We start from the raw sequence: 25,616 nt of genomic DNA on the forward strand, positions 1-25,616 counted from the left end.
CTAAATTGAAACAGTAATTATTTAACTATAGATCACTAAAAAGAATGAGAAATCTATTACTTCTTGTTTTTGGATTTTTTCTTCTTGGGCTTTCAGTAAAAGCTCAGCAAGGATTTCAATCTATCACCACTTTAAACCCGATATCAATAACTATAGATACAGGAGAAAAACCTCAATCTAAAGTTTGGCTATTTGAGGGTAAACATTGGACTATTCTACCATCTGCCGGAGGTACTTACCTTTGGAGACTAGATGGTGCATCTTGGGTTAATGTTTTAAAAATATCTGATAAGATTTTTACCAAGGCAGATTGTAAACTGTATGGTAATACTATACATATAATTCTTTTAGAAGGGGAATATGTAGAATTAGTCTCACTAGAATTTAATTTTGGTCTTGCCCAGTATGAGCTTTGGTCTCAGCGTGGTTCCACCGTAGATGTATGGCTAGATGATGATGTGGAAACAGCAACATTAGATATAGATGGTACGGGAAAAATGTGGATTGCCTTTAATGGGGATGATGATAATTATGATTTTGATTACAATGGAGTAGAAGATGATAATATCTATGTGGTTTACAGTGATGCGCCTTATACTACTTGGAGTACCAGAATGCTTGTTGGTACCAATATTGGTGGAGATGATATTGGAGCAATTATAGCAATGCCCGGTAAAATAGGAGTTTTTTGGTCTGATCAAAATCTTGAAAGATTTATGTTTACATCTCATGTAGATGGAACCAATGAAGCTTCATGGACAACTATAGAAGCTGCAGCAGCTCAGTCTGCTTTAAATTCTGGTTTCGGGATGGCAGATGATCATTTAAATTTAGCATCGGCAACAGATGGAACTCTCTATGCCGCCATTAAAACAGGATATGAAGATCTAAATTATCCAGAAATAGCACTATTAGTTAGAAGACCTAATGGGGTTTGGGATGATCTTTATATGGTATCCAACCTAGGTACAAGGCCTATTGTACTTTTAGATGAATCTACCGGTAAAGTTAAAGTGATCTATTCTGCTCATGATGGAGGAGGTAACATATTATATAAAGAATCTCCTATTGCCAATATTTCTTTTGGATCTGAAAAAGTGCTTATTAGTGGTTCGTATAACAACGCTACCAGTACAAAAGGGAATTATATTTCTGAGGTAGTAATACTAGCTTCTTCCGCAAATAAAGCAGTAGGGGTTTTAGCTTCAGATGGAGTATTCACTTCTATTCCCGATACACCAACTCTAAACCTTCCGTTGGCAGGTGAGATAGATGTTGTAAACGCACCAACACTAAGCTGGAACTCAACTTTAAGAGCTACCATATATACTTTGGAAGTATCAGAATCTTCAGATTTCTCTACACTTTATTATACTCAATCCAATATTACTCAAACTTCCAGTGTTCTAAATAATCTCACAGAAAACACTATTTATTACTGGCGTGTGAAGGCTACAAATAACGTAGGAGATAGCGATTGGTCTATAATTAGAAATTTTACAACAAAGGAAAATCAGAGTGTAGATGAACTTGTGCTGCATTTAGAATTAAATGAGGGTTCTGGCAATTCTTTAGGAGACGCTTCAATATATATAAATAATGCTACATCATTTAATGATCCAACATGGGTTACAGATGCTACAGGTACTGCATTAAAATTTAATGGTAGTGATCAATATTGCACCATTGGTGATAATGCTTCTCTAAATCTAACTCAAGCACTCACTATTTCTATGTGGATTAAACCCGATAAGCGGGATACCCAATATATTATAAAAAAGGCGCTGGGAAATTCTACAGATGGGTATGAGCTTTCACTTTCCAGTGGAGGAAAAGCATTTTTTAGGTTTAATCAAGATTCTCATGGAAATGATTTTAGATTGGATTCTCAAACAAATTATCCTTTTGACGGAAATACTTGGATGCATTTAGCCGCCACTTTTGATGGTACTATGATGAAGATCTATATAAATGGTGTAGAAGATAGTGCAATTTCTTTAGCATCAACTCAATGGATAAATGTGAATCAACTTCCTTTATGGATCTCTTCAGAAAACGATGGTTATAGAGGTTTTAAAGGAGCTATGGACGATATATATATCTATAGCAAAGCTTTGAATAATACTGAAGTCTATGATCTATTCTCCGCAAGACAGATCCCTACAATAGCAGCGGTTCCACAACTGCAATTACCTCAAGATAGTACGCTAGAGGTGGAAATTCCGGTTACTTTAAATTGGAATGCATCGGCTAATGCGGTTTCTTATAAAGTTCAGATAAGTGAAGATGTTAGCTTTGCCAGTAACATTTTTGAAGGGGCAGCTATTACAGCCACTTCTGTTGAGGTATCTAACTTAGAGAATAATTCTTCCTATTACTGGAGAGTTCTTGCCACTAATTCTTTGGGAGACAGTAATTGGTCTTCCATTTGGAATTTCACTACCACCATGAAGTTGGCTGAGATTCCGGTTCTTGATTCACCACTAGATCTAGATTCAGAACAGCCTATAAATACTTTATTGAGCTGGAATTCAACAAAAGATGCGGCTTCCTATAAAGTTCAGGTAAGTGATGATGTAAACTTTGCAACTACCGTTTTTGAAATAAGTAATTTAAACGATACCTCTGTAGCTGTTGATAATTTAGCTGTTAGTACTTCCTATTATTGGAGAGTACTAGCAAGTAATGCTGTAGGTGAAAGTGATTGGTCTGCTATTTGGAATTTTACAACTACCTCCAATCCCGCCGAAGTTCCGGTGTTGGTATCACCACTTGATCTGAGTACAGAACAGCCTAATAATTCAACCTTAAGCTGGTCTTCAGTAGCAGATGCTACCTCCTTTAAGATTCAGGTGAGTGATGATGTTAATTTTGCAACCACTATTGTAGATATTACAGGTATTACTACAACTTCTGTAGAGATCACAAATTTAGCTAGTGACGCTTCTTATTATTGGCGAGTGCTTGCTAACAGTGCTAGTGGAGATAGCAACTGGTCCACCGTTTGGAACTTCCACACAATAAATACAACTACACCAACTAATTTAGTAGCACATTATAAAATGAATGAATCTTCGGGTGCTATGCTAGCAGATGATTCAGAAATTGCAAATACGGCCACTATAATGGGGAATCCGGTTAGAGTAAATGGAGTAGAAGGAGGGGCGGTAAGATTTAATGGTGCAGATCAATACGCTATTGCAGGCGCTAATCTGGCCCTGAATCTCACCAATAGTTTAACTATAGCTACATGGATAAAGCCTGAGAAACGAGCTACTCAATATGTTATTAAAAAATCTGAACATAATGCCATAGATGGCTACGAATTATCATTATCCAGTAGCGGGAAAATATTTTTTAGGTTCAATCAGGCAACTTCCAACAATACTTACAGACTCAATTCTCAAGCATCCTATCCTATTGATGGAATTACATGGATGCATGTAGCAGTAACTTTTGATGGTACAACTATGAACTTGTATATAAATGGAGTATTAGATAGCAGTAAATCTTATAGCGCAGCTACAGCTTTAGGTACAAATTCAATGACATTGGCTATTGGCTCTGGAAATGATGGTTATAGAGGAATTTTAGGAGCAATGGATGATGTAAGAATTTATAATGTAGCGTTAAATGCAGCAGAAGTAAGTGCCATTGCTACAATAACAAGTTCTCCAAGTCCGCCAGAGATCCCATTGCAAGAATTACCGTTAGATCTTGCCAATAATGTTGAGGTAGATCCTACATTAACATGGAATGCTTCAGATGGAGCACTTACTTATAATATTCAGGTGTCTAACAATAATTCATTTGCATCCTTTATCCTAGATCAGTCAGATCTAAGTGCCACTTCAATTGCGGTATCGGATCTTACAAATAGTACTACTTATTACTGGCGGGTACGGGCAACGAATGCAGAAGGAGATAGTGCATGGTCTACAGTGCGTAGTTTTACTACCATCTCAAGCACCCCTATAATACCTGGAGTTCCTATTTTAGCTACTCCTGTAGATCTGGCAATAGATGTTTCTATAGCACCTACATTAAGTTGGAATACCTCATCTAGTGCATCTTATTATGCTATGCAGTTATCTGATGATCAAAATTTTTCTAATCTAATTCTAGATGAAAATAATATTAATCAAACTTTTTTAGATGTAACCGGATTATTGAACAATTCAACATATTACTGGCGAGTAAAAGCTATAAATCCTGCGGGAGAAAGCGCATGGTCTGCTAACTGGTCTTTTGCAACATCAGTACCATCTACAACAGGTTCTTTGGTAGCACATTATAAACTGGAAGAGGGGTCTGGAACTGCAGTTATAGACGCAACTACCTATGCAAATAATGTAACTTTATCTGGCAATCCATTATGGGTTCTGGGAAAAGAAGGTCAGGCTTTAAGGTTTAATGGTAACAATCAATACGGGACAGCTTTAGATCATCCATCTTTGGATATTTCTCAGCAAATCACCATTTCTACGTGGATTAGACCAGAGAAAATAGGTACTCAATATCTTGTTAAAAAAGCCCAGCAAAATAGCGTAGATGGCTACGAACTGTCATTAGCTAGTAGCGGAAAGATATTTTTCAGATTTAATCAGGCAACTTCCAATAACATTTATAGGTTAAATTCTCAAGCCAATTATCCTACCAATGGTACTACTTGGATGCATATAGCCGTTACTTATAATGGCACTGAAATTAATTTATATGTAAATGGAATTTTGGATAGCTCGAAATCTTATACCGCTACTCAGAATATAGTTACTAACTCGTTGAACCTCGCAATAGGTGCCGGGCCAGATAGTTTTCGAGGAATTTTAGGGGGCATGGATGATATTAGAATTTTTAATGAGGCATTAGATGCTGTAGAAATTGGTAAAATCTATGATTTTAGTTCAACCATAAAAGCTTCTGCTAAAACTTTTAGTGCTAAATCTAATAGTTCTAATTCCCTTTTCAGCTCTGAAGATAATTCTGAAACAGCTCTAGGAACATATTTTATGTATCCAAATCCTTTTACGACCTCCGCAAATGTTCATTTCTCATTTTATGAGAACACAGATTATAGCCTTGTTCTTTATGATCTGAAAGGTTTAAAAGTGAAAGAAGTTAAAAAAGGAAAGGCGCTAAAGAATGTAGAAGAGACAGCTGTTTTGCAAGCTTCTTGGCTTTCTAAAGGTATTTATTTATTAAGATTAGAATCTAATAAAGAAGCCAAGAATTTGAGAGTGATACTTCAGTAATATCATTGATACTTATTTATTCATTGAAAATTCAAAACTATGAGAAATTCTAGCCTTCAATTTCAGGTAATTAACGAGGCCGCTATCAATAATCCAAATTCCTCCAAAGCGAGAGTTTATATCAATAAAGCGATACAGATATTACCAGAAAATCTTCAGAAAGAAATTCTTAGAAATCAATTTTTAAGACTAACATATCAGCATACAGCTAAAAAATATAGAGCCTTAAAAGGAATTTTAAAACCTTATAAATCTCCTAGAGTATTCGTTAAAAGAGGACTGTCTAGAGAACAATTTTTTATGATTCTAAATGAGAGAAGGATAAATTATGTGCTGCTAAGATGGTGGGAGAATTTTCCTGAAATACCTGAAGGGGAAGATATGGATATATTGATACAAGATGATCACAGAGATCGTATTCAAGATCTATTAACGTATACCGATAATAGCACAGGATTAAAATGTGACATTTATACCGTTACCGGCAGTAATTATGGCGCGCACAAAGGAATTCCATATTATCAGTCTAACCTTTCTCATCATCTTCTAGAAAGTAGAATCCTGTTTAAAGGAGTTTATGTGCCTTCACCCTCTATGTATTTTGCTTCTCTAACGTATCATGCCCTGTTTCATAAAGGTGCAAATTCTGGATTAGAAGGCTTTAACAGAACAGCCTCTATTATTGAGCATGATTATTCTAAGGTATTAAAGAAGCAAATGCCCTTTCTAGAGCTAGAATTTAAACCAAATGTAGAGAATTTGTACAATTGGTTGAAAGATCAGAATTATTTACCGGCTGAAGATACATTATCGAAGTTGGTGGAGATCAAACCTGAACTTGCCAGATTTCAAGCAAGTCTATCTTCAGATATTAGAGGAGGGGAATTAATAGTATATGTAATTAGAGATCGGCTTTTAAAGGATAAGTTGGTTAAAGACCTTATGTTCTTTCTGAAAGATTCCTATTGTTTTGAGATTTTAGATCTTAAGATATTGAATTCAGAAGAAAGGAGAATTTGTTCTAGAAATATTAGAGGTGGTAAATGGGACAAAGGACCCTTTAAGTATTCTGGAGGTTTGCCCGTAGCGGTGTTAAGTGTCTTTGATTATCACCCAAAACCTTTAAGTGAGAAAGCTCTTCAAAAACAATCTAGAATGACCAATGTAAATAATCTAAATGCAAAATATGCTTTTAGATCATTGATAAACAATAGTTCGAAGATTAAAAAATGCAATTACAATGGAGTACATTCTTCAGACAATGAGCAGGATGCTCTTTATTACCTTACGCTAATGGGAGAAAAGTATGTAAAGAAGATCAATTCAGAATTAGAAGTAAGAAGAAGTAGATATAGCAGAGAGTGGAACTTAGTAAAGTTATTAAGTTACAACGAGATCTATAAAGAGGAGCTTATTAAGTATGAAGGAGCCTTAGCAATTTTAAAAACCTTTAGACCAGGAAAGGAAGAGCAATTTGATAAAGAATTATCTACAGTAGAAAATTCTGAAAAAGTCTTTAAAAATGAGGAATTACTTAAAAAGGGAAATGGGTTTCTAATAAAGTCGTTTTCAGAAGATCGTGTGCGAGCATGATTTATAAAATTACCAAAATATGCTTTAGAAAGATATAAATTATGGCTAAGATTATTGAAATATGCGGAGTTCCTGGAGTTGGTAAGTCAACAATTTTTAGCGAATTGGAGAAAATTGAAAAGATCCATGGCCAATGGAGAACGAGCTCTAATTTGAAGCCGCTTGGAGATAAAAGCAGAAGCGAATTCTTAGGTAGCATATGTTCTGATATTTTAAAAGGAAAAAAGCCTAGAAATAAGAGAACTAAGGTGCTAGAATCTAATCTAGATTATATTAAACGAATTTACAGAACCTTGAAATTAGGGAGAAAATTTGTGGATACTTACCTGTTAAAAGAAGCTGGGTTAAGATTTATACAGGAATATCCAGAATATATTGATGCATGCTGGCAAAATATTTATTATAAGCAGTCTAAAAGTGCTAATGGCTTAGACCTTAGGTTTGAAAAAGCAGAGTTTATTTATCTAATCATAAAAAAGATTCAGGTTTTAATGGAACTAAAATCTAACAGGATCATGCTTATAGACGAGGGGTTAATTAATTTGATTGATAGAGCTCTTTACGAAAGTAGTATTGAAATTAGTGAGGAATCTGAAATAAAAAAACGTGTAGATACTATGCCTTGGCCAAGTGCAATTGTATATGTGCAAACAGATCTGGATGAAATAGCAAATAGAATCCTTGGCAGAAAAGATATTAGAGATATGCACAGGAATTTAGATAGAAATGAGCTGATGATGTTTACAGATAATGCGATGAAAAGAATTGAAATTGCTATTGAGCATCTTAAATCTTATGGGGTTCCTGTTTTAGATCTAGATTCATCACATTCTGTGCAAAGCAATACCCAACAAATTATAGACTTCGCTACACTGCTTGGTAAGAATGAATTGGAAGTTGTTAACAAAGAGATTTTAGCAATCTAAATTATGAAGGTTTCTATTATTATACCAACTTTTAAAGACTGGGATAGGTTGAATTTGTGTTTGCAAGCATTGCAGCATCAAACCTATTCACAAGATCTATTTGAGGTAATAGTAGTTAACAATGCACCAGAAGATCTAAAACCTAGAGATCTAGCAATTCCAGAAAATGGTACAGTAATAAATGAATTCAAACCAGGTTCTTATGCTGCCAGAAATGCAGCGCTTGCCATTTGCAAAGGAAGCATTGTTGGTTTTACAGATTCAGATTGTGTTCCAGACAAAAATTGGATTAGAAACGCAGTCGAGTACTTTAAAGAACATCCTGAAACGGAGAGAATTGGGGGTGCTATTCAAATATTTTATAAAGAGCGTAGACCTTCCAAGGTAGAATTGTATGATAAGATATTTGCATTTCCACAGAAAGCTTATGTGCAATCTGGTAACGCTGTAACTGCAAATATGTTCACTTATACAGAATCTTTTAATAAGATTGGATTATTTGATAGTAATCTGCTTTCCGGAGGCGATTACCAGTGGGGAAAAAGAGCGTATTTAGCAGGCTCTAAGATCGATTATGTACCAAATGTTTTGGTAAAACATCCTGCAAGACCTTCTGTAAAAGAATTAGTTATTAAAGCTAAAAGAGTAGGGAAGGGGCAGGCAAAATTTAGTAAGAACAAATCTAATGAGTCTTTTGGTTTACTAAAATTGCTATCACTTTTTAAACCTAGACTCTGGGAGATTAAGATGATCTTCCAGAAAGAGCATAATATTGGACTGGTAAATAAACTATATCTGGTTTTTTTAAGGCATTATATAGTTTTGGTTGGAGATCTCTCTAGAATACGCAACTAAATATTTTCAATAAACCCATCAATTTTTTATGTGCATTTAGTAAGGTATATCATAAAACCTACGTACAGTATATACTCCGCCCACAAACCATAGTTAAATTTTTAATAGTGTAAAATTTAAACTTATGAGAATAGCATTGTGTTCCAAAGGTAATTTCTCCTTAGAAAAAGGTTTTACCAAGAATAGAATAGAACTCGCAGAAAGCTTAGAGAAATTAGGTTGGGAAACTACGTTGGTTGATAAGCAATTGTTAGGCATTCCCAACTCTGAAAGATATAATCCTGAAAAGCATAGCAATGCTTTAAAAGATTATTTAATAAAAAATATAGACCATTATGATGTTGTGCTCTATGAATATGACACCTTGCCTTTTAGAAGAGGTTTGTTTGATAAACATACTTTAATGATAGCTCGTCCTGCAATTCTTGCATATCATTTTGACCTTATACCTTTTAGGTACGATCTTAAATCTAAGATTTCCAACTTTATTAGGAGCTGTAAACTATGTTTCGGTAAAGAGAGAAATGTTTTAAAAGAAGAATTAAGCAAAGTAGATTACTGTTTAAGACAGGCAGATATTATACAGGTTCAAAATAAGAAAGATCAAGCCTTATTGGTTTCTAAAGGATTTGCTGAAAAGCGGATTATTATAGTACCAAATGGAATTCCTTTAGGCAAGATAGGGGCATTTAACAGAAATTCTTTTGATCTGCATACCCCGTTCATTGTAGTATATGTTGGGACTTTCGATTTTAGAAAAGGTGCCATGGATTTCCCTAAAATTTTTAAGCAGCTAAGAAAAGAGTTTCCAGATGTAAAGTTGAAACTTCTTGGAACTCAGGGAATGTTTCAAACTACAGAAGAGGTTTTAAATTTCTTTCCGAAGAAATATCATGCCGCAATAGATGTGTTACCAAAGTTTAAAGCAGATGAATTACCTATGTTACTCAAAGACTGTCATATAGGTATTTTCCCGTCGTATTTGGAAAGTTTTGGTTTTGGAGCTTTGGAAATGATGTGTGCCGGGTTGCCAGTTGTTGCTTATGATATTCCGGGTCCGTCTGATTTTGTTCCTAAAGAGATGTTGGCACCCCGAGGTGATGTTAGAACCTTTTCTAATATAGCAATTAGCACCCTGAAAGATTCGCATCTACTTTATAAAAGATCTCATGAAGCCAGAGAGATCGTTCTAAATAAATATTGTTGGGATGATATTGCCAGAAAGGTGGATGCTCAATATAAATTTTATCTAAATCAGCTTCAGGAAAAGCCTGAAGTAAGAGAACCCTCATTTGAATTAAAAGGATTTCAAAATAATTGAATTAAGTACTAAATCTGTTCTAAGATGACTCCGCTAGTTTCTATAATAATTCCTGTTTTTAATGCTGAAAATTATATAAAAGCAACCATAGAAAGCTGCCTTCAGCAATCTTATACCAATTTGGAGATCATTTTAGTTAACGATGGAAGTAGCGATAGTTCTGAGACGATCATTGAAAGTTTTAAAGATCATCGAATTCAATATTATGCTTTACGAAATAATGGACCTTGTTATGCTAGAAATTTTGGTATCAAGAAAGCAGATGGAGCGTTATTTCAGTTTTTGGATGCAGACGATATTTTAGGGGAAGATAAACTTCAAAAACAAGTTGCCCAATATTTAGAATACGGTGAGAACTATGTATATAGTGGCGTTATGGGGAATATTATCGAGAATCAAAAAGCGTTGGAAACAGATTTTGAATTCTATTATACTCATTTAAAGGTAGCGTCCTATTTTAGAGCTATGTTCTCCAATTTCGGTAAATATTATACCACAGGAATTTGGCTTGTTCCTAAAAAGTTGATAGAAAAGACTCATGGCTGGGATCAAGGCGTACTTCTTAATAATGATGGTGAATACTTCAGTCGGCTTATTTTGTTATCTAAAGGGGTGATTTTTTGTCCTGGATCTATTTTTTACTACAGGAGAGATGTCCCTCAAAGTATAAGTAAAAAATTCAATTCAAAAAAGATATATGAGAGCTGGCTGTATTCTTATAGATGCTACGTAGAATCTTTTAAAAAGGCATTAGATGAGGACACCGCGAGGGAATTAAGTAGAAAAGCATTAAGTGTTTATTACTGCAACTCCTATCCAAATTACCCAGAATTACTAGCACAGTGTAAAGCAGAGATTAAAGAGTTAGGATTTAAGGAGCCTTACGCTTATGGTGGTGTATTCTTTAAACAGCTATCTAAGGTAATAGGTACAGAACAAGCTTTAAAAATAAGAACCTTCAAGAATTCTGGCAAACAGCTCCTAACCAGCTTAAATAGTTAATATGAGCATACTTTTTATATGTGGATGTTTGGAAACAGGAAAAGATGGAGTAGGAGACTATACCCAGATTTTAGCCCGTGAACTTTACCTAAAGAACATAGAGGTTTCAATAATAAGTTATAATGATGCTTTTGTAAAAGGCGCTACTTTCAGGGAAGATGGTGTATTGAATATTTTAAGGCTAGGCATTGATCTGTCTGCTGAGAAAAAAATAGAATTGGCCAAGCAATTTGTAAATGCTAATAATCCAGATCTTATAAGTTTACAATTTGTTCCATATGCATATCATCAGAAAGGGTTACCCTGGAGATTAGGATTAGAGCTTTCGAAAATAGGTAAGAAATTTTCATGGCATATTATGTTTCATGAATTGTGGGTGGAAGAAAAAGATTTTAAGAATCTGGTCATTTCAAAAATTCAAGAGGCCATCATAAAAAGATTGGTCACTCTGCTGGATCCCGTTTTGGTTCATACCAGTATCCCAGTTTATCAAAAGAGATTAGAGACTATTGGCATAGCTGCTATGCCATTGCCAATATATTCTAATATTAAGGTGGATGCCAATCAGAAGCATCAAGACCTTAATACGTTTATGATCACATTTTTTAGTCAGTTATCTCCTCGCAAGGAGATTTTAAGTTTTTTAAAAATGTTGATAGCTAGTTTAAAACGAGAAAAGATCAGCTTTAAATTATTGATCGTTGGAGGAACAACAAAGGCCAAGCAAGAATTAGAAAAACAACTAAAGGAAATTCCACAGATCTCAAATAAGATCGAACAGATTGGTTTTTTACAGGATCATGAATTATCTAAGGTCATTGCTTCTACTGCTTTAGGAATAAGTCCGGTACCCAGACATTTACTTGGTAAGAGCGGTAGTGTAGCAACATTTTTATCTCACGGTATTCCAGTAGCCGCTCCCTATGTGAAAATGGGACATAATGTAGATGAGGTTGGTTTTTTTAATACCAAGATGAGTAAGGTATTAGTTATTGAACCAGCGTCAGAAAACATTTTTATGGCAACTCAAAAGGCTAGAACGTTGTCTAAAATATATTCTAGAAGTGCTATTGCTGAAGTCTTCATAGAAGATTTGATGCTAATTTCCAACATTCAGGAGATCAACTTGAATTTGATCACCTAACTCTAAAATTTCATGAAAATTCTAATTCTTACAGATAGATTCTACCCAGATATAGGTGGTATTGAAATGAATTCTGAAATTCTAGCAAATTATCTCTATGATTCTGGCTGTGAGATTAAAATTATGACCTGGTCTAAAAGCTCTTCTAAGAACGAGTTTCCGTACACCATTGTAAGAGAGCCAAACAAGATTAGAATGTTTAAGGAACATAAGTGGGCAGATCTAGTATTTGAAAATAACCCATGTTTAAAATTATCTTGGCCATTGATCCTTTTTAGAAAGCCACATCTTATTGCACTTCATACCTGGATTCAGCGTCTAGATGGCAAGATTTCTATACAAGACAAGGTTAAAACCATCTGGTTGAAAAAAGCAAAAGCTGTTATTGCTGTGAGTAAAGCTCTAAGAAATGGCACTTTTGAGGAAGCTCTTGTAATTAAGAATTCTTACAAAGAAGACCTTTTTAAAAGAATTCCGGAAATTCCAAAGATCAAGGATTTTGTATTTCTAGGCAGACTGGTCTCAGATAAGGGAGCAGATATGGCGATTGAACTTATAGCGAGATTAAAAGAAAACGACTCGAGCTTAGGAAGAGCTACATTTAAAAATTTGACCATTATAGGGGATGGTCCAGAAATGAATGTGCTAAAAGATGTGGTGAAGACAAATCATTTAGAGGACAATGTTTTTTTTGAGGGAGCGCTTAGTGGAGAAGAATTAGTAAAAAAATTGAATGAACATAAATATATCCTTATTCCTTCTCGTTGGAAAGAGCCATTTGGAATTGTTGCATTAGAAGGAATTGCTTGTGGTTGTTTACCTATTGTATCTAATGAAGGCGGCCTACCCGAAGCAATTGGTAATACGGGAATTGTTTTCGAAAGAAATAATTTTGAATCATTATATAATAATGTGCAGGATCTATTAAAAAATCCATTGATGGAAAAGATTCTGAGAAGTTATTTTAAATCGCATTTAGAAGAACATACCTCAAAACAAGTTTCTGAGAAATATTTAAAGATCATTGAAAGTATTGTGAACAGTTATGAAAGAAACTAGACTAATAGTATCTCATCCTACAGGGAATGCGAATGTAAGAGCATTAACCTATTCTTTGGCAGAAAATGGATTATTACATCATTTCTATACGAGCATAGCTTTTTTTGAATCTAGTTTTGTCTATAGATTTTTAAATTTTAAACTGTTATCAGAGTTAAAAAAAAGAACATTTCCTGCAAATATTAGAAACCTGACATCTAATAGACCAACTAAGGAAATTTTAAGACTTGTTCTTCAAAAGCTTAATCATACAAAATATACACATCATGAAACGGGTCTGTTTTGTATTGATAAGGTTTATAAAGATCTAGATAAATATGTTGCCAGAAATATCAATAAAGAAACCATCGTTTATTCTTTTGAAGATGGAGCTTTAGAGAATTTTAGAATAGCTAAAACTAAAGGTGTGGATTGTTTTTACGACCTGCCTATTGGATATTGGAGAGCTATGCGTGATCTTTTGGAGGAGGAAAGAATTAAAAATCCAGAGTGGGCCAGCACTATGGAAACCTTTAAAGATTCTGAAGTAAAATTGCTAAAAAAGGATAAAGAGATAGCGCTCGCAGATCACATATTTGTGGCGAGTTCATTTACTAAGAAAACCTTAGAATTCTATCCAGGTATAACGCCTAAAATTTCAGTGATACCCTATGGGTTTCCTCCGGTATTTGAACAAAGGAAATATCAACCACTTAGAAATAGAAAACTTAAAATTTTATTTGTAGGCGGATTATCCCAAAGAAAAGGAATTTCCTATCTGTTTGAAGCCATGAAAGTTTTGAAGGAAAGGGTTTCATTAACAGTAGTAGGTAAAGAACCAGTTAAGAATTGCAAAATTCTCTATAAGAATCTCGAAGAACATCAATGGATTTCTGCGCTTTCTCATGCAGAGATATTAGAAACTATGCGCAATAATGATGTTTTGATTTTCCCATCCCTTTTTGAAGGTTTTGGGTTGGTCATTACCGAAGCTATGTCTCAGGGAACTCCAGTTATTACTACGAACAGAACTTGTGGAGCAGATCTAATTTCTAATGAAATAGATGGGTGGATAATTTCTCCAGGTTCTACTACTGCTATTGTAGAGAAGATAAATGAGATCCTGGAAGATCCTTTATCTGTAGAAAATGTTGGTAAAATGGCTATGGTAAAAGCAAGAACAAGACCATGGAAAGTATATGGTGAAGAAATGGTAGTAGCTATAAAATCTTATGTAAATAATAAAACTGAGAATAATTGAATGATGATACAATTACAATAGTTAAAAAAGCTATTTGGCTCTACTTCTGGCTTCTTATTTTTGAAGGAGCTTTAAGAAAATGGGTTTTGCCCGGACTGGCAGAGCCATTACTAATAATAAGAGACCCTTTAGCAATTTATATCATTTTTAAGGTTGCTCAAAAAAATATATGGCGTCCAAATAACTACGTGAAATTTATTTGGGGTATCACCATCCTGTCGCTAATATTTACGTTGTATGTAGGCCATGGAAATTTGATTGTAGCCTTTTATGGGATGAGAATTACCATGATACATTTTCCTTTATTATTCGTTATAGGCCATGTTTTTAATAGAGATGATGTTTTAAAAATGGGTAAGGTCATTTTATATCTTTGTATAGGAATGACTGTTCTTGTGGCTATACAATTTTTTAGTCCGCAGTCTGCTTGGGTAAATAGAGGAGTAGGTGGAGATATGGCTGGGTCTGGGTTTGGTGCAGTTCGAGATTTTTATAGAGTTCCTGGAACATTCTCATTTACAAACGGACTTGCGCTCTTTTACGGACTTTCTTCAGCCTTTATTTTTTACTTTCTAATTGGTGAGAATAAAGAGCAAGTATCAAAACTACTTCTAGCTTTTGCTGCAATTTCTTTAGTGATAGCCATTCCTTTAAGTATAAGTAGAACCATCCTTTTGCAGACTGTTTTAAGCTTAATATTTCTATTCTTAAGTTCTGGAAAAAGTTCTCAGCTCATTAAAAAATTTGTTGCTATAATCTTTGCCGCAGCTATTTTGCTGATAGGTCTTAACAAATTTAATTTTTTTCAAACAGCTAGTTCTGTATTTTCAGAGCGTATTGAGATTGCCAGCAAAACTGAAGGAGGTATTGAGGGTACTATTGTAGATAGATTACTTGGTGGAATGTACAGTGCTGTAGCAGATCCAGAAAATTCTTATCTGGGATTGGGATTAGGATTAGGAAGTAAGGTGGCTTCTAAATTGCTTACCGGTGGGACTGCTGCTTATTTGTTGCCGGAGGGTGAGTGGGGAAGGATTATTGGAGAAATGGGACTTTTACTAGGCTTATTACTTATTCTAACCCGAATTGGCCTAGTGTTAGAATTCTTTAAAGGATCCTGGGTTTCTATAGGGAATTCTAATGCATTACCATGGTTGCTTTTAAGTTTTGGGGCTATCACCATTTTACAAGGTCAATGGTCTCAGCCTACAGCGCTGGGTTTTAGTATATTAATTGGAGGTTTAATTTTAGCAGCATTTAAACAACCTGAGACCACGTGAATATCATATTCTTAACACATCCAAAATTTTCTAATATAAGAAGTATTGCTCTCTACACTCAAATGATTGCTAATGGGATGGAGGAGAGAAAACATTCTGTACAAGTTTATTCGCCAACAGCATATTTAAGTGAAATATCAAATAATCCTAAAATTAAGAAATGGCTTGGGTATGTAGATCAATATTTAATATTCAAAATTCTATTTGAACAAAAAATAAAGAAGTTTCCAAAAGACTCACTTTATGTTATTTGTGATCAGGCACTAGGAATATGGGCTACTTTGATATCGAAAAAGCCGCACGTAATTCACTGTCATGACTTTCTTGCACAAAGATCTGCTCTCGGAAAAATTTCAGAAAACAAGGTTGGAAGTTCTGGAAAATTATATCAGAAATTAATAAGGAAAGGTTATTCCAAGGCAAATAATTTTATATCTATTTCAAAAAAGACACGTGCAGATCTCCATGAATTTTTACCAAAAGAGCCCATTTTTTCTGAAGTGGTTTATAATGGGTTAAATCAAAACTTTGAACCCGGAAATGTAATGGGAGTAAGAGAAAATTTAGAAGATCTTTTAAAAATAAACTTAATGCAGGGATTTGTGCTACATGTAGGAGGAAATCAATTTTATAAAAATAGAACGGGAGTTCTTCAAATTTATATTGCTTGGAGAGAAATGCAAGAAAAAGAATTGCCTCTAATTATGATAGGTTCAGAACCAACAGATACTCTCAAATTTACAGCTCATAAATCTAGGTTCTCTAAGGATATCCATTTTATATCAGAAGTTTCAAATAAAATACTAAAGAAGTTTTATCAAGGGGCTAGTCTTTTGTTGTTTCCTTCATTAGAAGAAGGTTTTGGTTGGCCAATAGCAGAAGCAATGGCCAGTGGATGCCCGGTAATAACTACTAACAAAGAGCCTATGAGTGAAGTGGGAGGTACTTCCTGCTATTATTTATCCAGACAACCAATAGACGATACTATAAAAAAAATGATGTGGTATAAAGAGGGTGCAAAGATTTTAGATGAGGTTTTAAGCCTTACAGTTGAAGCTCGAGAGAATTTAATTGTCTCTGGATTAGAAAATTCCAGGAGATTTAACTCAGAAAAAGCTTTAGATAAGATTGAAGAATGTTATAAGGAGGTATTAAAGAAATACACCGCCGGTGTTTAGATCAAAGTTTTGTAAAATAATAGGATATGAAGGTAATACAATATGTAAGTTCTATAGATCATAATTCAGGAGGAACTGCAGTTTATATCAAACTTTTGGCAGATCAGATGAAGCATGCCTTAGATCTAACGGTTCTTACAGGAAAATCTTTGAATCCGATATTACTTACAGACGTTAAGACCGTTTTTATCGATTTTAATTTAGGACGATGGTTTAAGATTAAAAAGGAATTTATATCTATTCTAAGAAATATCAAACCAGATCTTGTTCATATAAATGGAATATGGGAACCTCAAAATTGGTTGTTACAGATAGTAGCACAACGAATGGGGATTAAGGTCTTACTTTCTCCTCATGGCATGCTCGAACCTTATATTCTTAAAAGGAATCCACTAAAGAAGAAGATAGCAATGATGCTCTATCAGAATAATGCACTACTAAAAGCTAATTATTTACATGCTACTGCAATTTCAGAAATGGAACAGTTTAAAAAATTAGGGTATAATCTTCCTATAGAAGTAATTCCAAATGGTATTGATATGGCGGATATAAAATTCAATGAAAAAGTAGCAGCAAAACCTACACATAAGAATATTTTGTTTTTATCCCGAATTCATCCTAAAAAAGGGATTGAGCTGTTAATTGAGGCAGTTTATAAGTTGAAAGATAAAAATGTGAAAGTTATTATTGCTGGAGAGGGAGAGCAAAAGTATATAGATGAATTAGTTGCGCTTATTTTAGAAAAGAAACTTAACGAGCAGATCATTTTTTTGGGAGGTGTTTACGGAGAAGATAAATGGGATCTATTCAATCAGGCAGATCTATTTGTTTTACCAACTTATAGCGAGAATTTTGGGTTAGTGGTAATTGAAGCTTTAGCAGTTGGAGTACCTGTAATCACTACAACTGGAACACCGTGGAAGGAACTAGATACCTATAACTGTGGCTGGTGGATAGAATTATCTATTCAAAATCTTACCAATGCCATAGAAGAAGCATTCTTAAAAACATCTACAGAACTAAAAGAAATGGGAGAGCGAGGGAAAGCTCTGGTAGAAAGAAAATATGATATTAGAGCTGTTTCCAATCAAACATTTGAATTGTATCATACTATCGTTCAAAATTAAAGAATATAGACCATGAAAGAAGCACTTGTAGTTAATTTAGCAGCATACGATTTTAGCTTTAGTATTTCCAATAAGCTATGTAGATTATTATGGAATTGCACTTATTGGATCTTTGTAAGGCCATTCAATCTTAGCATCTTTAGAGAGTACAGAACGTTGATATTAAAATTGTTTGGAGCTAAAATTGGTAAGAATGCACATATTTATGCAAGCGCTAGAATTTGGGCTCCCTGGAATTTAGAAATTGGTGAACATTCTATATTGGGGCCTAAGGTAGATTGTTACAATCAAGGAAAGATTATCATTGGAGATCATTCCGTAATTTCACAAAAAAGTTACCTCTGTGCGTCTTCCCATGATTATAAGATCTATAACTTTCCCTTAATTTTGAAACCTATTACTATTGAGGACCAGGTTTGGATAGCTGCAGATGCATTTATAGGTCCTGGAGTTAAAATAAGTCAGGGAAGTGTTATTGCTGCAAGATCTTCAGTATTTACAAATATAGATCCATGGGTAGTTGCAGGTGGTAATCCTGCAAATTATATAAAAGACAGGGTCATGAAAATTTAAAATTTTTAGAAATAGTATTCAGCAGTGTAAGGTAATTAGCACATTTTTATATAAATAATTAAAAACCATTTAAACATATAATTATTTTAATAAAAGTGACCTATAAATTTTGATATAAAGTTAAATAAATGTTATATTTATAATAAGTCTTAAGAGTTTTATTAAGATCAGATTTTTTCCTCCCCTCAGTATTTTTATATGTTCAATTACTCCAAAATTAAGTTCCCAAATCGTTGTCCCTAATAATTCATAGTTTTCATGGCAGTCCTATTTAATGGATTGTAATAGCTAGAATTGATGCTTATTGCCTACTTACATAGAAGAGAAATTCTGTTTAGCTTTAAGCTTAATCAGAAATAAATAGCTATGGTTCTAATTTATTGTGTAATAATTAAAACCAAGTAGTTCAATGAAAAATTCAGCGTTATTTACATCCTTAGCAACCCTACTGCATTTAGTTATTATAGACGGAGTTTTTATTCTGTTTAGAGAAAATCCTGCTGCCAATTATATGGTAGTAATTAGTTACAATATTATTTGGCTTATAGCTGCTCTTCTGGTTTGGAATCAGTCTTATGCTGCCAGTAATTCTAATGCTAACGATTGATATCAAGATTTAAAAAAGCAACATATGAAAATATCAATCATAACTATTGTATATAATAGAGCTCATTGTATTGAAGATTGCATAAAATCTGTTTTGAGCCAGACCTATTCTAATGTAGAGTATCTAGTAATAGACGGTGGATCTACAGATGGCACTGCTAAGATCATAGAAAAATATGCAGATAAAATAGATTATTATATTTCAGAAAAGGATGAAGGTATTTTTGATGCGCTTAACAAAGGCATCAAGAATGCCACCGGAGAAGTTATTGGCATCCTAAATTCTGATGATTTTTTTTATTCTGAACAAACTTTGAGTCAGATAATTGAAGCTTTTCAATACTCCGGAGCAGAACTGGTTTATGCAAAAGGTCTTTTTGTAAGTGAAACAGATATAACCAAGATAAAACGAATATATCCCTCCAATTCTTTTAAAAAGGTCTTTTTAAACTTTGGATGGATCCCTTTGCACACAACGATCTTTGTAAAGAAAGAAGTTTTTGAAAATTATGGATGTTATAATGAAGGCTATAGAATTGCTAGTGATTATGAGATCTCTTTACGCTGGTTCAAAAATGACGAGATCTCGAAATTTTATTTGAATGAATGGGTGGTGAAAATGCGACTTGGAGGCTTGAGTACATCTGCAAAACTTCAATTGAGAAAATCTAGAGAAGATCTCCGTATTATATCAAAGTATAAACTGTCAGGAATATTCACTTTAGGCTTTAAAATAGCTCGAAAGATCCCACACTATATCATTCCCCAGATAATGGGTAATAAGTTTATTACCTCTTAATTATTTATACCTAATCCATAATGAAAGTTAGCGTGTATGAAGGGTTCTTATTTCATAGTTCCATTTTCTGTAACAGCTCATTTAATAACTATAAACTTAACTCTGTATCTTTTTACACCAGATACTTATTTAAATGTTCTTGCTATTATAGGGTATAATGTTGCATGGCTATTAACGGCCGTGGGGCTTAATTTCTATAATGTAGAAAGAAAAGAACGGTTTATTACCAAATTCCATAAATTTTTAAGGCATTATCTAATATTTAGCCTTGCATATTTTGCACTTTTTGCACTTTTAAAAATTTCTTTCTCTGTAAAATATCAATTGTTCGTTCTAGCTTTTCTTTTATTCTTATTGGTGTTCTATAGATGGTTTTTCTTTTCTGTAAGAAGATTATATAGAATCGATGGAGGTAATTTCATAAACGTGGTGGTTATAGGTAATGATAGAAATATCCAAAGTATTCAGGCAATTTTTAATGAGCCAGATTTTGGATATAGATACAAAGGTTTTTTCCACAACAACCATTATAAAGACGCTCAGTATTTGGGAGCTATAGAAAATTCATTTGAATATATTATTAAAAATAACATTGAAGAAGTTTACTGCTTGGTCTCTCAGGTGTCTAAAAAGGAGCTTCAAGAATTAATTTCTTTTGCAGATAACAATTTAAAAAAGCTAAAGCTCATTCCAGATAACAAAGGAATATTTACCAGAGCAATGCATGCTGAATTATTTGGAAATCTGCCAGTGCTCAATTTAAGAGGTACGCCACTAGAGAAAAATTATGCAAAATATGGGAAAAGAGCATTCGATATTGTTTTTTCTTCTTTGGTTATCATTTTTATTATCTCCTGGTTAACCCCATTATTATATATAGTTACAAGATTAGAATCTAGAGACCCATTATTTTTTAAGCAAATTAGACATGGCTATAATAAAAGGTCATTTTGGTGCTATAAATATAGATCTATGGTAAGGAATAGAGATGCTCATCTAAAAATGTGTAAAAAGAATGATTCTAGAACTACCAGAATTGGTAGGGTGCTAAGGCAAACTAGCATAGATGAACTGCCTCAATTCTTCAACGTACTTAAAGGAGATATGAGTGTAGTGGGACCTAGGCCACATATGGAAACTCACTCTTTAGAATATTCTCACTCTGTAGATAAATATTTAGTAAGACATTTTGTAAAACCCGGTATTACTGGTTTAGCCCAAATTAAGGGATATAGAGGAGAGATCTCAAAACCCTCTGATATTATAAACAGGACGAGATTTGACATTTTTTATTTAGAGAGATGGTCGTTCTGGTTGGATTGTAAGATTATCTACTACACTATAGGAAATGCACTTAAAGGTGAAGAAAAAGCTTATTAATAACAAATGTAAAAAGCAATACTAACAAATATATATAAATATGAAAGCCTCCCGATGTATTACTCGTATCATAATTTTTTTATTAGCCAGTTTTATAGTGTCTTCCTGTGTTTCTCCCAAAGAGATGACTTATTTCCAGGATCCTGAGAAAGTAAATAGTAGAATAGATTTTAATTTAGACGATAATTTAAAGATCAAACCTGGAGATCTTTTAACCATCCGTGTCTCTGCAACAGAGCAGGAAGCCGCACAACCTTTTAACCTTACAAAATCTGTGGTATCTTCTGATAGATTACCCGGCTCTGTACAGTTAGAAACCTACATGGTTTCTAATACTGGAACTATAGAATTTCCAATAATAGGTACCATTAAGGTTGATGGTATGACCAATTTTCAACTTTCAGATAAGATAAAATCAGATATAAGCATTTACGTAAGGGATGCAATTGTTAATGTGAGAATTCTAAACTTTAAGATTAGTGTACTAGGAGAAGTAAAAAATCCTGGCACGTTCACTATTGAAGATGATCATATTAATCTCGCACAAGCTTTAGGTATGGCAGGAGATCTTACCATCTATGGAAATAGAAAGAATGTCTTAATAATGAGAGAAGAAAATGGAGAAAAGATTAATGAATACCTAGATCTCACAGATGCAAGAATTGTTACATCACAATATTACAATTTAAGACAACGCGATGTTATATATGTAGAGCCAAAGTTCTCTAAAGTTCAATCTGCAAGTAGTTTAGGCCTAGCTTCCAGATATCTTTCTATAGCTTCGGTTATTATTTCATTGGTGATTCTCCTTACTAAATAGTAGGTCATGGTATCTATAAAAAATACTTCTAAATCGAGTGGTTCTAAAAAGGTATCGCTACGAGATGAGATAGGTAAATTTCTGAAATACTGGCCCTGGTTTCTTATTTGTGTTATGGTAACAGTAGGAGCTGGCTATACATATATAAGATATACAACCCCTATCTATAGCGCCTCGGCAACTATTATTATAAATGAAGAGAATGCCAACGGTTCTGGTTCTGAAATGTCTGCTTATGAAAATCTGGGTTTTATAAGTGGTCTAAGTACCAATAGTTTAGAGAAAGAATTAGCTATTCTAAGATCTAGAAGATTGATGAAAGATGTGGTAAAAACTCTTAATATTCATATTAGGTATTTCATGGAAGGGAATATTAGAGAGATTGAAGTTTATAAAAATCATCCTTTTAATTTAAAAGTGCTAAAATTTGATGACGATAAATTAAAAAGTCTGGGAGGTGCTAAATATGCTTTTAGGCCTATTAAGGATTCCTATTTTTCGGTTAGGAATCTTAAGAACGAAAAATCGTTTATAGCCAAAGCAGGAGTACCTTTTTCTTTAGACTTTGCAGAGGTAGTATTAGTAACCAATTCCAATTTTAAAGAGCTTCCGGAGATAACTATTAAGTTTAGCAATATAGAGAAGGAAGCTATAAAGTACCGAAATAAGGTTCAGCTTATTCAAGGTGGTAAGAGCTCTAATGTTATTGAGTTAGCATTACAAGATCCTGTAAAACAAAAGGCAAAAGAAATAATAGATCAATTAATTTATGAATTTAATAGGGATGCTATAGACGATAAAAATCTAATAGCCAGAAATACTGCGAGTTTTATAAATGATAGATTAGACATTATTAATGCAGAACTAGAATCTGTAGAAACTGGGAAAGAAGAATTTAAGGAAGATAACAGGTTAACAGATATTAATGCAGAATCTCAGATGTTCATTCAAAATGCGAGTGAATACAATAGAAAATTGCAAGAAGTAGGTACGCAAATGGAACTTTCTCAGGCAGTATTGGAATATATTTCTTCCAGCTCCGGATCAGACCTTTTGCCCGCAAATTTAGGTATACAGGAAGGTGGTATCAACCAGCAGATAAATGAATATAATGATCTGATCTTAGAACGGAATAGAATTCTGGTAAGTTCTACCAACGAGAACCCTGTGGTTGTTAGATTAAACAATACACTTAGGCAGATAAAAGGAAATATTGTTCAGGGATTACAAGGTATGAGAACAAATCTTCAGATTTCACAAGGAGAAATGAAACGGCAGGCATATAGTATAGGTTCCCGGATCATGGCGGTTCCTTCACAAGAAAGAGAGTATAGAGGAATAGAGCGTCAGCAGAATATTAAGGAAGCTTTATACCTATTTCTATTACAAAAAAGAGAAGAGAATTCTTTGGCCTTAGCAATCACTGCTCCTAAAGCAAAGATCGTAGACCAGGCTTACAGTGCCGGTAATAGAATATATCCTGTGCCTAGAAATATTTTACTGGGAAGTATTATTCTAGGTTTATTCGTTCCTTTTTCAATCATATATTTGAAAGATATTCTGGATAATAAAGTGAGAAATAGAAAAGATCTTGAACTTTTAGAAAGTAATATTCCGTTTGTGGGAGAAATTCCTAAAGTGAGAGCTAAAGAACATTTCACAATTCAGCAGAATGATAGATCTGTGCTTGCGGAGTCTTTTAGAATCCTGGTAACCAATATGCAATTTCTATTATCTAAGGCAGCACATAAAGATAAAGGTGCAGTGATCTTTGTAACCTCTACTATTAAAGGAGAAGGGAAAACCTTTACATCAATTAATTTAGGTATCACTTATGCCAATAAGGGAAAGAAGGTGCTTATTTTGGGAGGAGATCTTAGAAGTCCGAAACTTCAACCTTTCAAGCCAAAGGACAGTCAGAAACTAGGGGTTAGCGATTATATCTCGAATGAGAAATTAGACCTTCAAGATCTAATTGGCAACTCTATATTTTCGGAGCATTTAGATATTTTATCTTCTGGGAGCATTCCGCCAAATCCTTCAGAATTGCTTGGCTCCAAAAGGATGGAAGTGCTAATTAGCGAGATTCAACTTAAATATGATTATATTATTGTAGATACTGCTCCTGCTATGTTAGTAGCAGATACGTTCTCTCTTAATAAGTACGCAGATGTAATACTTTATGTAGTGAGAGCCGGATTTACAAATAAGAATTTAATTGAATTTGTTTCTGATGCAAACGAGGCTGGAACATTGGATAATCTGGGGTTTGTGCTTAACAATGTAGATATTACAAATCTTGGATATGGTAATAAATACGGTTATGGCTACGGTGATGGCAATAAGAAGAATATTAAAATTAAGTCTTAAATGCAATCCACAACTTTAAGATACTGTAAAGAAAGCGAAATTGGTATTGGATTTTGCCTTCTTATGAGCTTTATATTTATACATTCTTCGTGCACTTCACAAGTAAAAGTTGATAACACTACTGCGCAAATCATAACAGAAAAAACAGATTATGATACCGATGATCCGGCGATATGGTTTAATAAAAAAGATTCTTCAAAGAGTATAATTTTTGGTACCGATAAAAATTCTGATGGAGCAGTTTATGCTTTCGATATGGATGGGAAAATAATAAAAGATAAGGTTCTTAAAGGTTTAGCGTACCCAAATAATATTGATATAGAATATGCTGTTGCTACAATTAATGATGTTCTTATAGATATTCTAGTTGTTTCAGAAAGAGATAAGCATCAAATAAGAATTTTCTCCGTTCCAGATATGAAACCTATAGATAACGGTGGGCTGAAGGTTTTTGAAAATGAAACTAAGAAATCTTTTAATTTACCCATGGGGATAGCCATTTATAAATCACCAATAGATGGAACGGTTTATATTATAGTTAGTAGAAAAAATGGGCCTCAATATGATTATCTGTATCAATATAAATTGATTGCTCTCAAAGGAAATTTTAAAATTGAACTTGTAAGGAAGTTTGGGGAATTCAGCCAAAAAAAAGAAATAGAATCTATAGCGGTAGATGATGAGTTGGGCTATATTTATTATTCTGATGAAACTTATGGCATTCGGAAGTATTATGCTGAACCAAATTTAGGAAATAAGGAGGTTGGAAGTTTTGGACATAAGATCTTTAAACGGGATAGTGAGGGGATTGCTATAATACCTAGAGATAAAGGATTGGGTTATATCATAGTTTCCAATCAACAAAATGATACATTTAGTGTTTTTACAAGAGATACTAATCAATATATAAAAGATATAGATTTAGGTACGAAACAGTCAGATGGATGTGAATTTTCTTCTTTAATAGGAAATAAAAATTTTGAGAAAGATCTTTTTGTAGCTATGGATAATGATAAAACCTTTCATTTTATCAATTTAAATTTATATCAATTAGACTAAGTCTAAGTACTAATATTAACTTACAAAAATGC

Annotated in this window: 19 protein-coding genes; all 19 read left to right on the top strand. The window is 33.7% G+C overall.

From position 1 onward, the window contains the following. Window positions 1–44 precede the first annotated feature (44 nt). The 19 genes from P163_RS11090 to P163_RS11180 all read left to right on the top strand — a co-directional run bounded on the left by P163_RS11090 (window position 45) and on the right by P163_RS11180 (window position 25,584). Window positions 45–5,252 (top strand): LamG-like jellyroll fold domain-containing protein, encoded by a 5,208-nt coding sequence (locus P163_RS11090; RefSeq protein WP_034890963.1) that lies wholly within the window; start codon window positions 45–47, stop codon window positions 5,250–5,252. A 39-nt stretch (window positions 5,253–5,291) separates the two neighbouring features. Beyond that, window positions 5,292–6,845, top strand: a complete 1,554-nt coding sequence (locus tag P163_RS11095; RefSeq protein ID WP_034890966.1) for a hypothetical protein — start codon at window positions 5,292–5,294, stop codon at window positions 6,843–6,845. 41 nt (window positions 6,846–6,886) lie between these two features. Next, complete coding sequence (locus P163_RS11100) at window positions 6,887–7,771, top strand: hypothetical protein (protein WP_034890969.1); 885 nt, start codon at window positions 6,887–6,889, stop codon at window positions 7,769–7,771. Between the two features lie 3 nt (window positions 7,772–7,774). Further along, the gene (locus P163_RS11105) at window positions 7,775–8,626 is read left to right on the top strand and encodes a glycosyltransferase (protein ID WP_051931230.1); all 852 of its coding nucleotides are present in this window, start codon (window positions 7,775–7,777) and stop codon (window positions 8,624–8,626) included. A 124-nt stretch (window positions 8,627–8,750) separates the two neighbouring features. Then, window positions 8,751–9,947, top strand: coding sequence for a glycosyltransferase family 4 protein (locus P163_RS11110; protein ID WP_034890971.1), 1,197 nt, complete (start codon window positions 8,751–8,753; stop codon window positions 9,945–9,947). A gap of 24 nt (window positions 9,948–9,971) precedes the next feature. Continuing rightward, entirely contained in the window at window positions 9,972–10,949 is a 978-nt protein-coding gene (locus tag P163_RS11115) for a glycosyltransferase family 2 protein (RefSeq protein WP_034890974.1), read from the top strand. A gap of 1 nt (window position 10,950) precedes the next feature. After that, the gene (locus P163_RS11120) at window positions 10,951–12,093 is read left to right on the top strand and encodes a glycosyltransferase (protein ID WP_156100694.1); all 1,143 of its coding nucleotides are present in this window, start codon (window positions 10,951–10,953) and stop codon (window positions 12,091–12,093) included. Window positions 12,094–12,105: 12 nt separating this feature from the next. Next, a complete protein-coding gene (locus tag P163_RS11125; protein ID WP_034890980.1) occupies window positions 12,106–13,152 on the top strand; it encodes a glycosyltransferase family 4 protein in 1,047 nt (348 codons plus the stop codon). Beyond that, window positions 13,139–14,392, top strand: a complete 1,254-nt coding sequence (locus tag P163_RS11130) for a glycosyltransferase family 4 protein (RefSeq protein WP_034890983.1) — start codon at window positions 13,139–13,141, stop codon at window positions 14,390–14,392. Before P163_RS11125 ends, P163_RS11130 begins: the two co-directional genes overlap by 14 nt. Continuing rightward, window positions 14,389–15,672, top strand: a complete 1,284-nt coding sequence (locus tag P163_RS11135; protein WP_034890986.1) for a membrane protein — start codon at window positions 14,389–14,391, stop codon at window positions 15,670–15,672. Before P163_RS11130 ends, P163_RS11135 begins: the two co-directional genes overlap by 4 nt. Then, the gene (locus tag P163_RS11140) at window positions 15,669–16,850 is read left to right on the top strand and encodes a glycosyltransferase (protein WP_034890989.1); all 1,182 of its coding nucleotides are present in this window, start codon (window positions 15,669–15,671) and stop codon (window positions 16,848–16,850) included. Before P163_RS11135 ends, P163_RS11140 begins: the two co-directional genes overlap by 4 nt. Window positions 16,851–16,876: 26 nt before the next feature. After that, window positions 16,877–17,977, top strand: a complete 1,101-nt coding sequence (locus P163_RS11145; protein WP_034890992.1) for a glycosyltransferase — start codon at window positions 16,877–16,879, stop codon at window positions 17,975–17,977. Between the two features lie 12 nt (window positions 17,978–17,989). Beyond that, window positions 17,990–18,550, top strand: coding sequence for a transferase (locus P163_RS11150; RefSeq protein WP_034890995.1), 561 nt, complete (start codon window positions 17,990–17,992; stop codon window positions 18,548–18,550). Window positions 18,551–18,959: 409 nt separating this feature from the next. Next, complete coding sequence (locus P163_RS11155) at window positions 18,960–19,157, top strand: hypothetical protein (protein ID WP_034890998.1); 198 nt, start codon at window positions 18,960–18,962, stop codon at window positions 19,155–19,157. Between the two features lie 24 nt (window positions 19,158–19,181). Continuing rightward, the gene (locus tag P163_RS11160; protein WP_034891000.1) at window positions 19,182–19,955 is read left to right on the top strand and encodes a glycosyltransferase family 2 protein; all 774 of its coding nucleotides are present in this window, start codon (window positions 19,182–19,184) and stop codon (window positions 19,953–19,955) included. Window positions 19,956–19,991: 36 nt separating this feature from the next. After that, window positions 19,992–21,335, top strand: coding sequence for an exopolysaccharide biosynthesis polyprenyl glycosylphosphotransferase (locus P163_RS11165; RefSeq protein ID WP_034891003.1), 1,344 nt, complete (start codon window positions 19,992–19,994; stop codon window positions 21,333–21,335). A 124-nt stretch (window positions 21,336–21,459) separates the two neighbouring features. Next, window positions 21,460–22,155 (top strand): polysaccharide biosynthesis/export family protein, encoded by a 696-nt coding sequence (locus P163_RS11170; protein WP_051931231.1) that lies wholly within the window; start codon window positions 21,460–21,462, stop codon window positions 22,153–22,155. Between the two features lie 6 nt (window positions 22,156–22,161). Further along, window positions 22,162–24,525 carry a GumC family protein gene (locus P163_RS11175; protein ID WP_034891008.1) on the top strand — a complete coding sequence of 788 codons (2,364 nt, stop codon included), beginning with the start codon at window positions 22,162–22,164 and terminating at the stop codon, window positions 24,523–24,525. Next, on the top strand, window positions 24,526–25,584 hold the full coding sequence (locus tag P163_RS11180) for a phytase (protein ID WP_051931232.1): 1,059 nt from the start codon (window positions 24,526–24,528) through the stop codon (window positions 25,582–25,584). It begins immediately after the preceding gene. The last annotated feature ends 32 nt before the right edge of the window (window positions 25,585–25,616 follow it).

Origin of the sequence: Gillisia sp. Hel_I_29 (assembly GCF_000744275.1) — a bacterium.
GTDB lineage: Bacteria > Bacteroidota > Bacteroidia > Flavobacteriales > Flavobacteriaceae > Gillisia.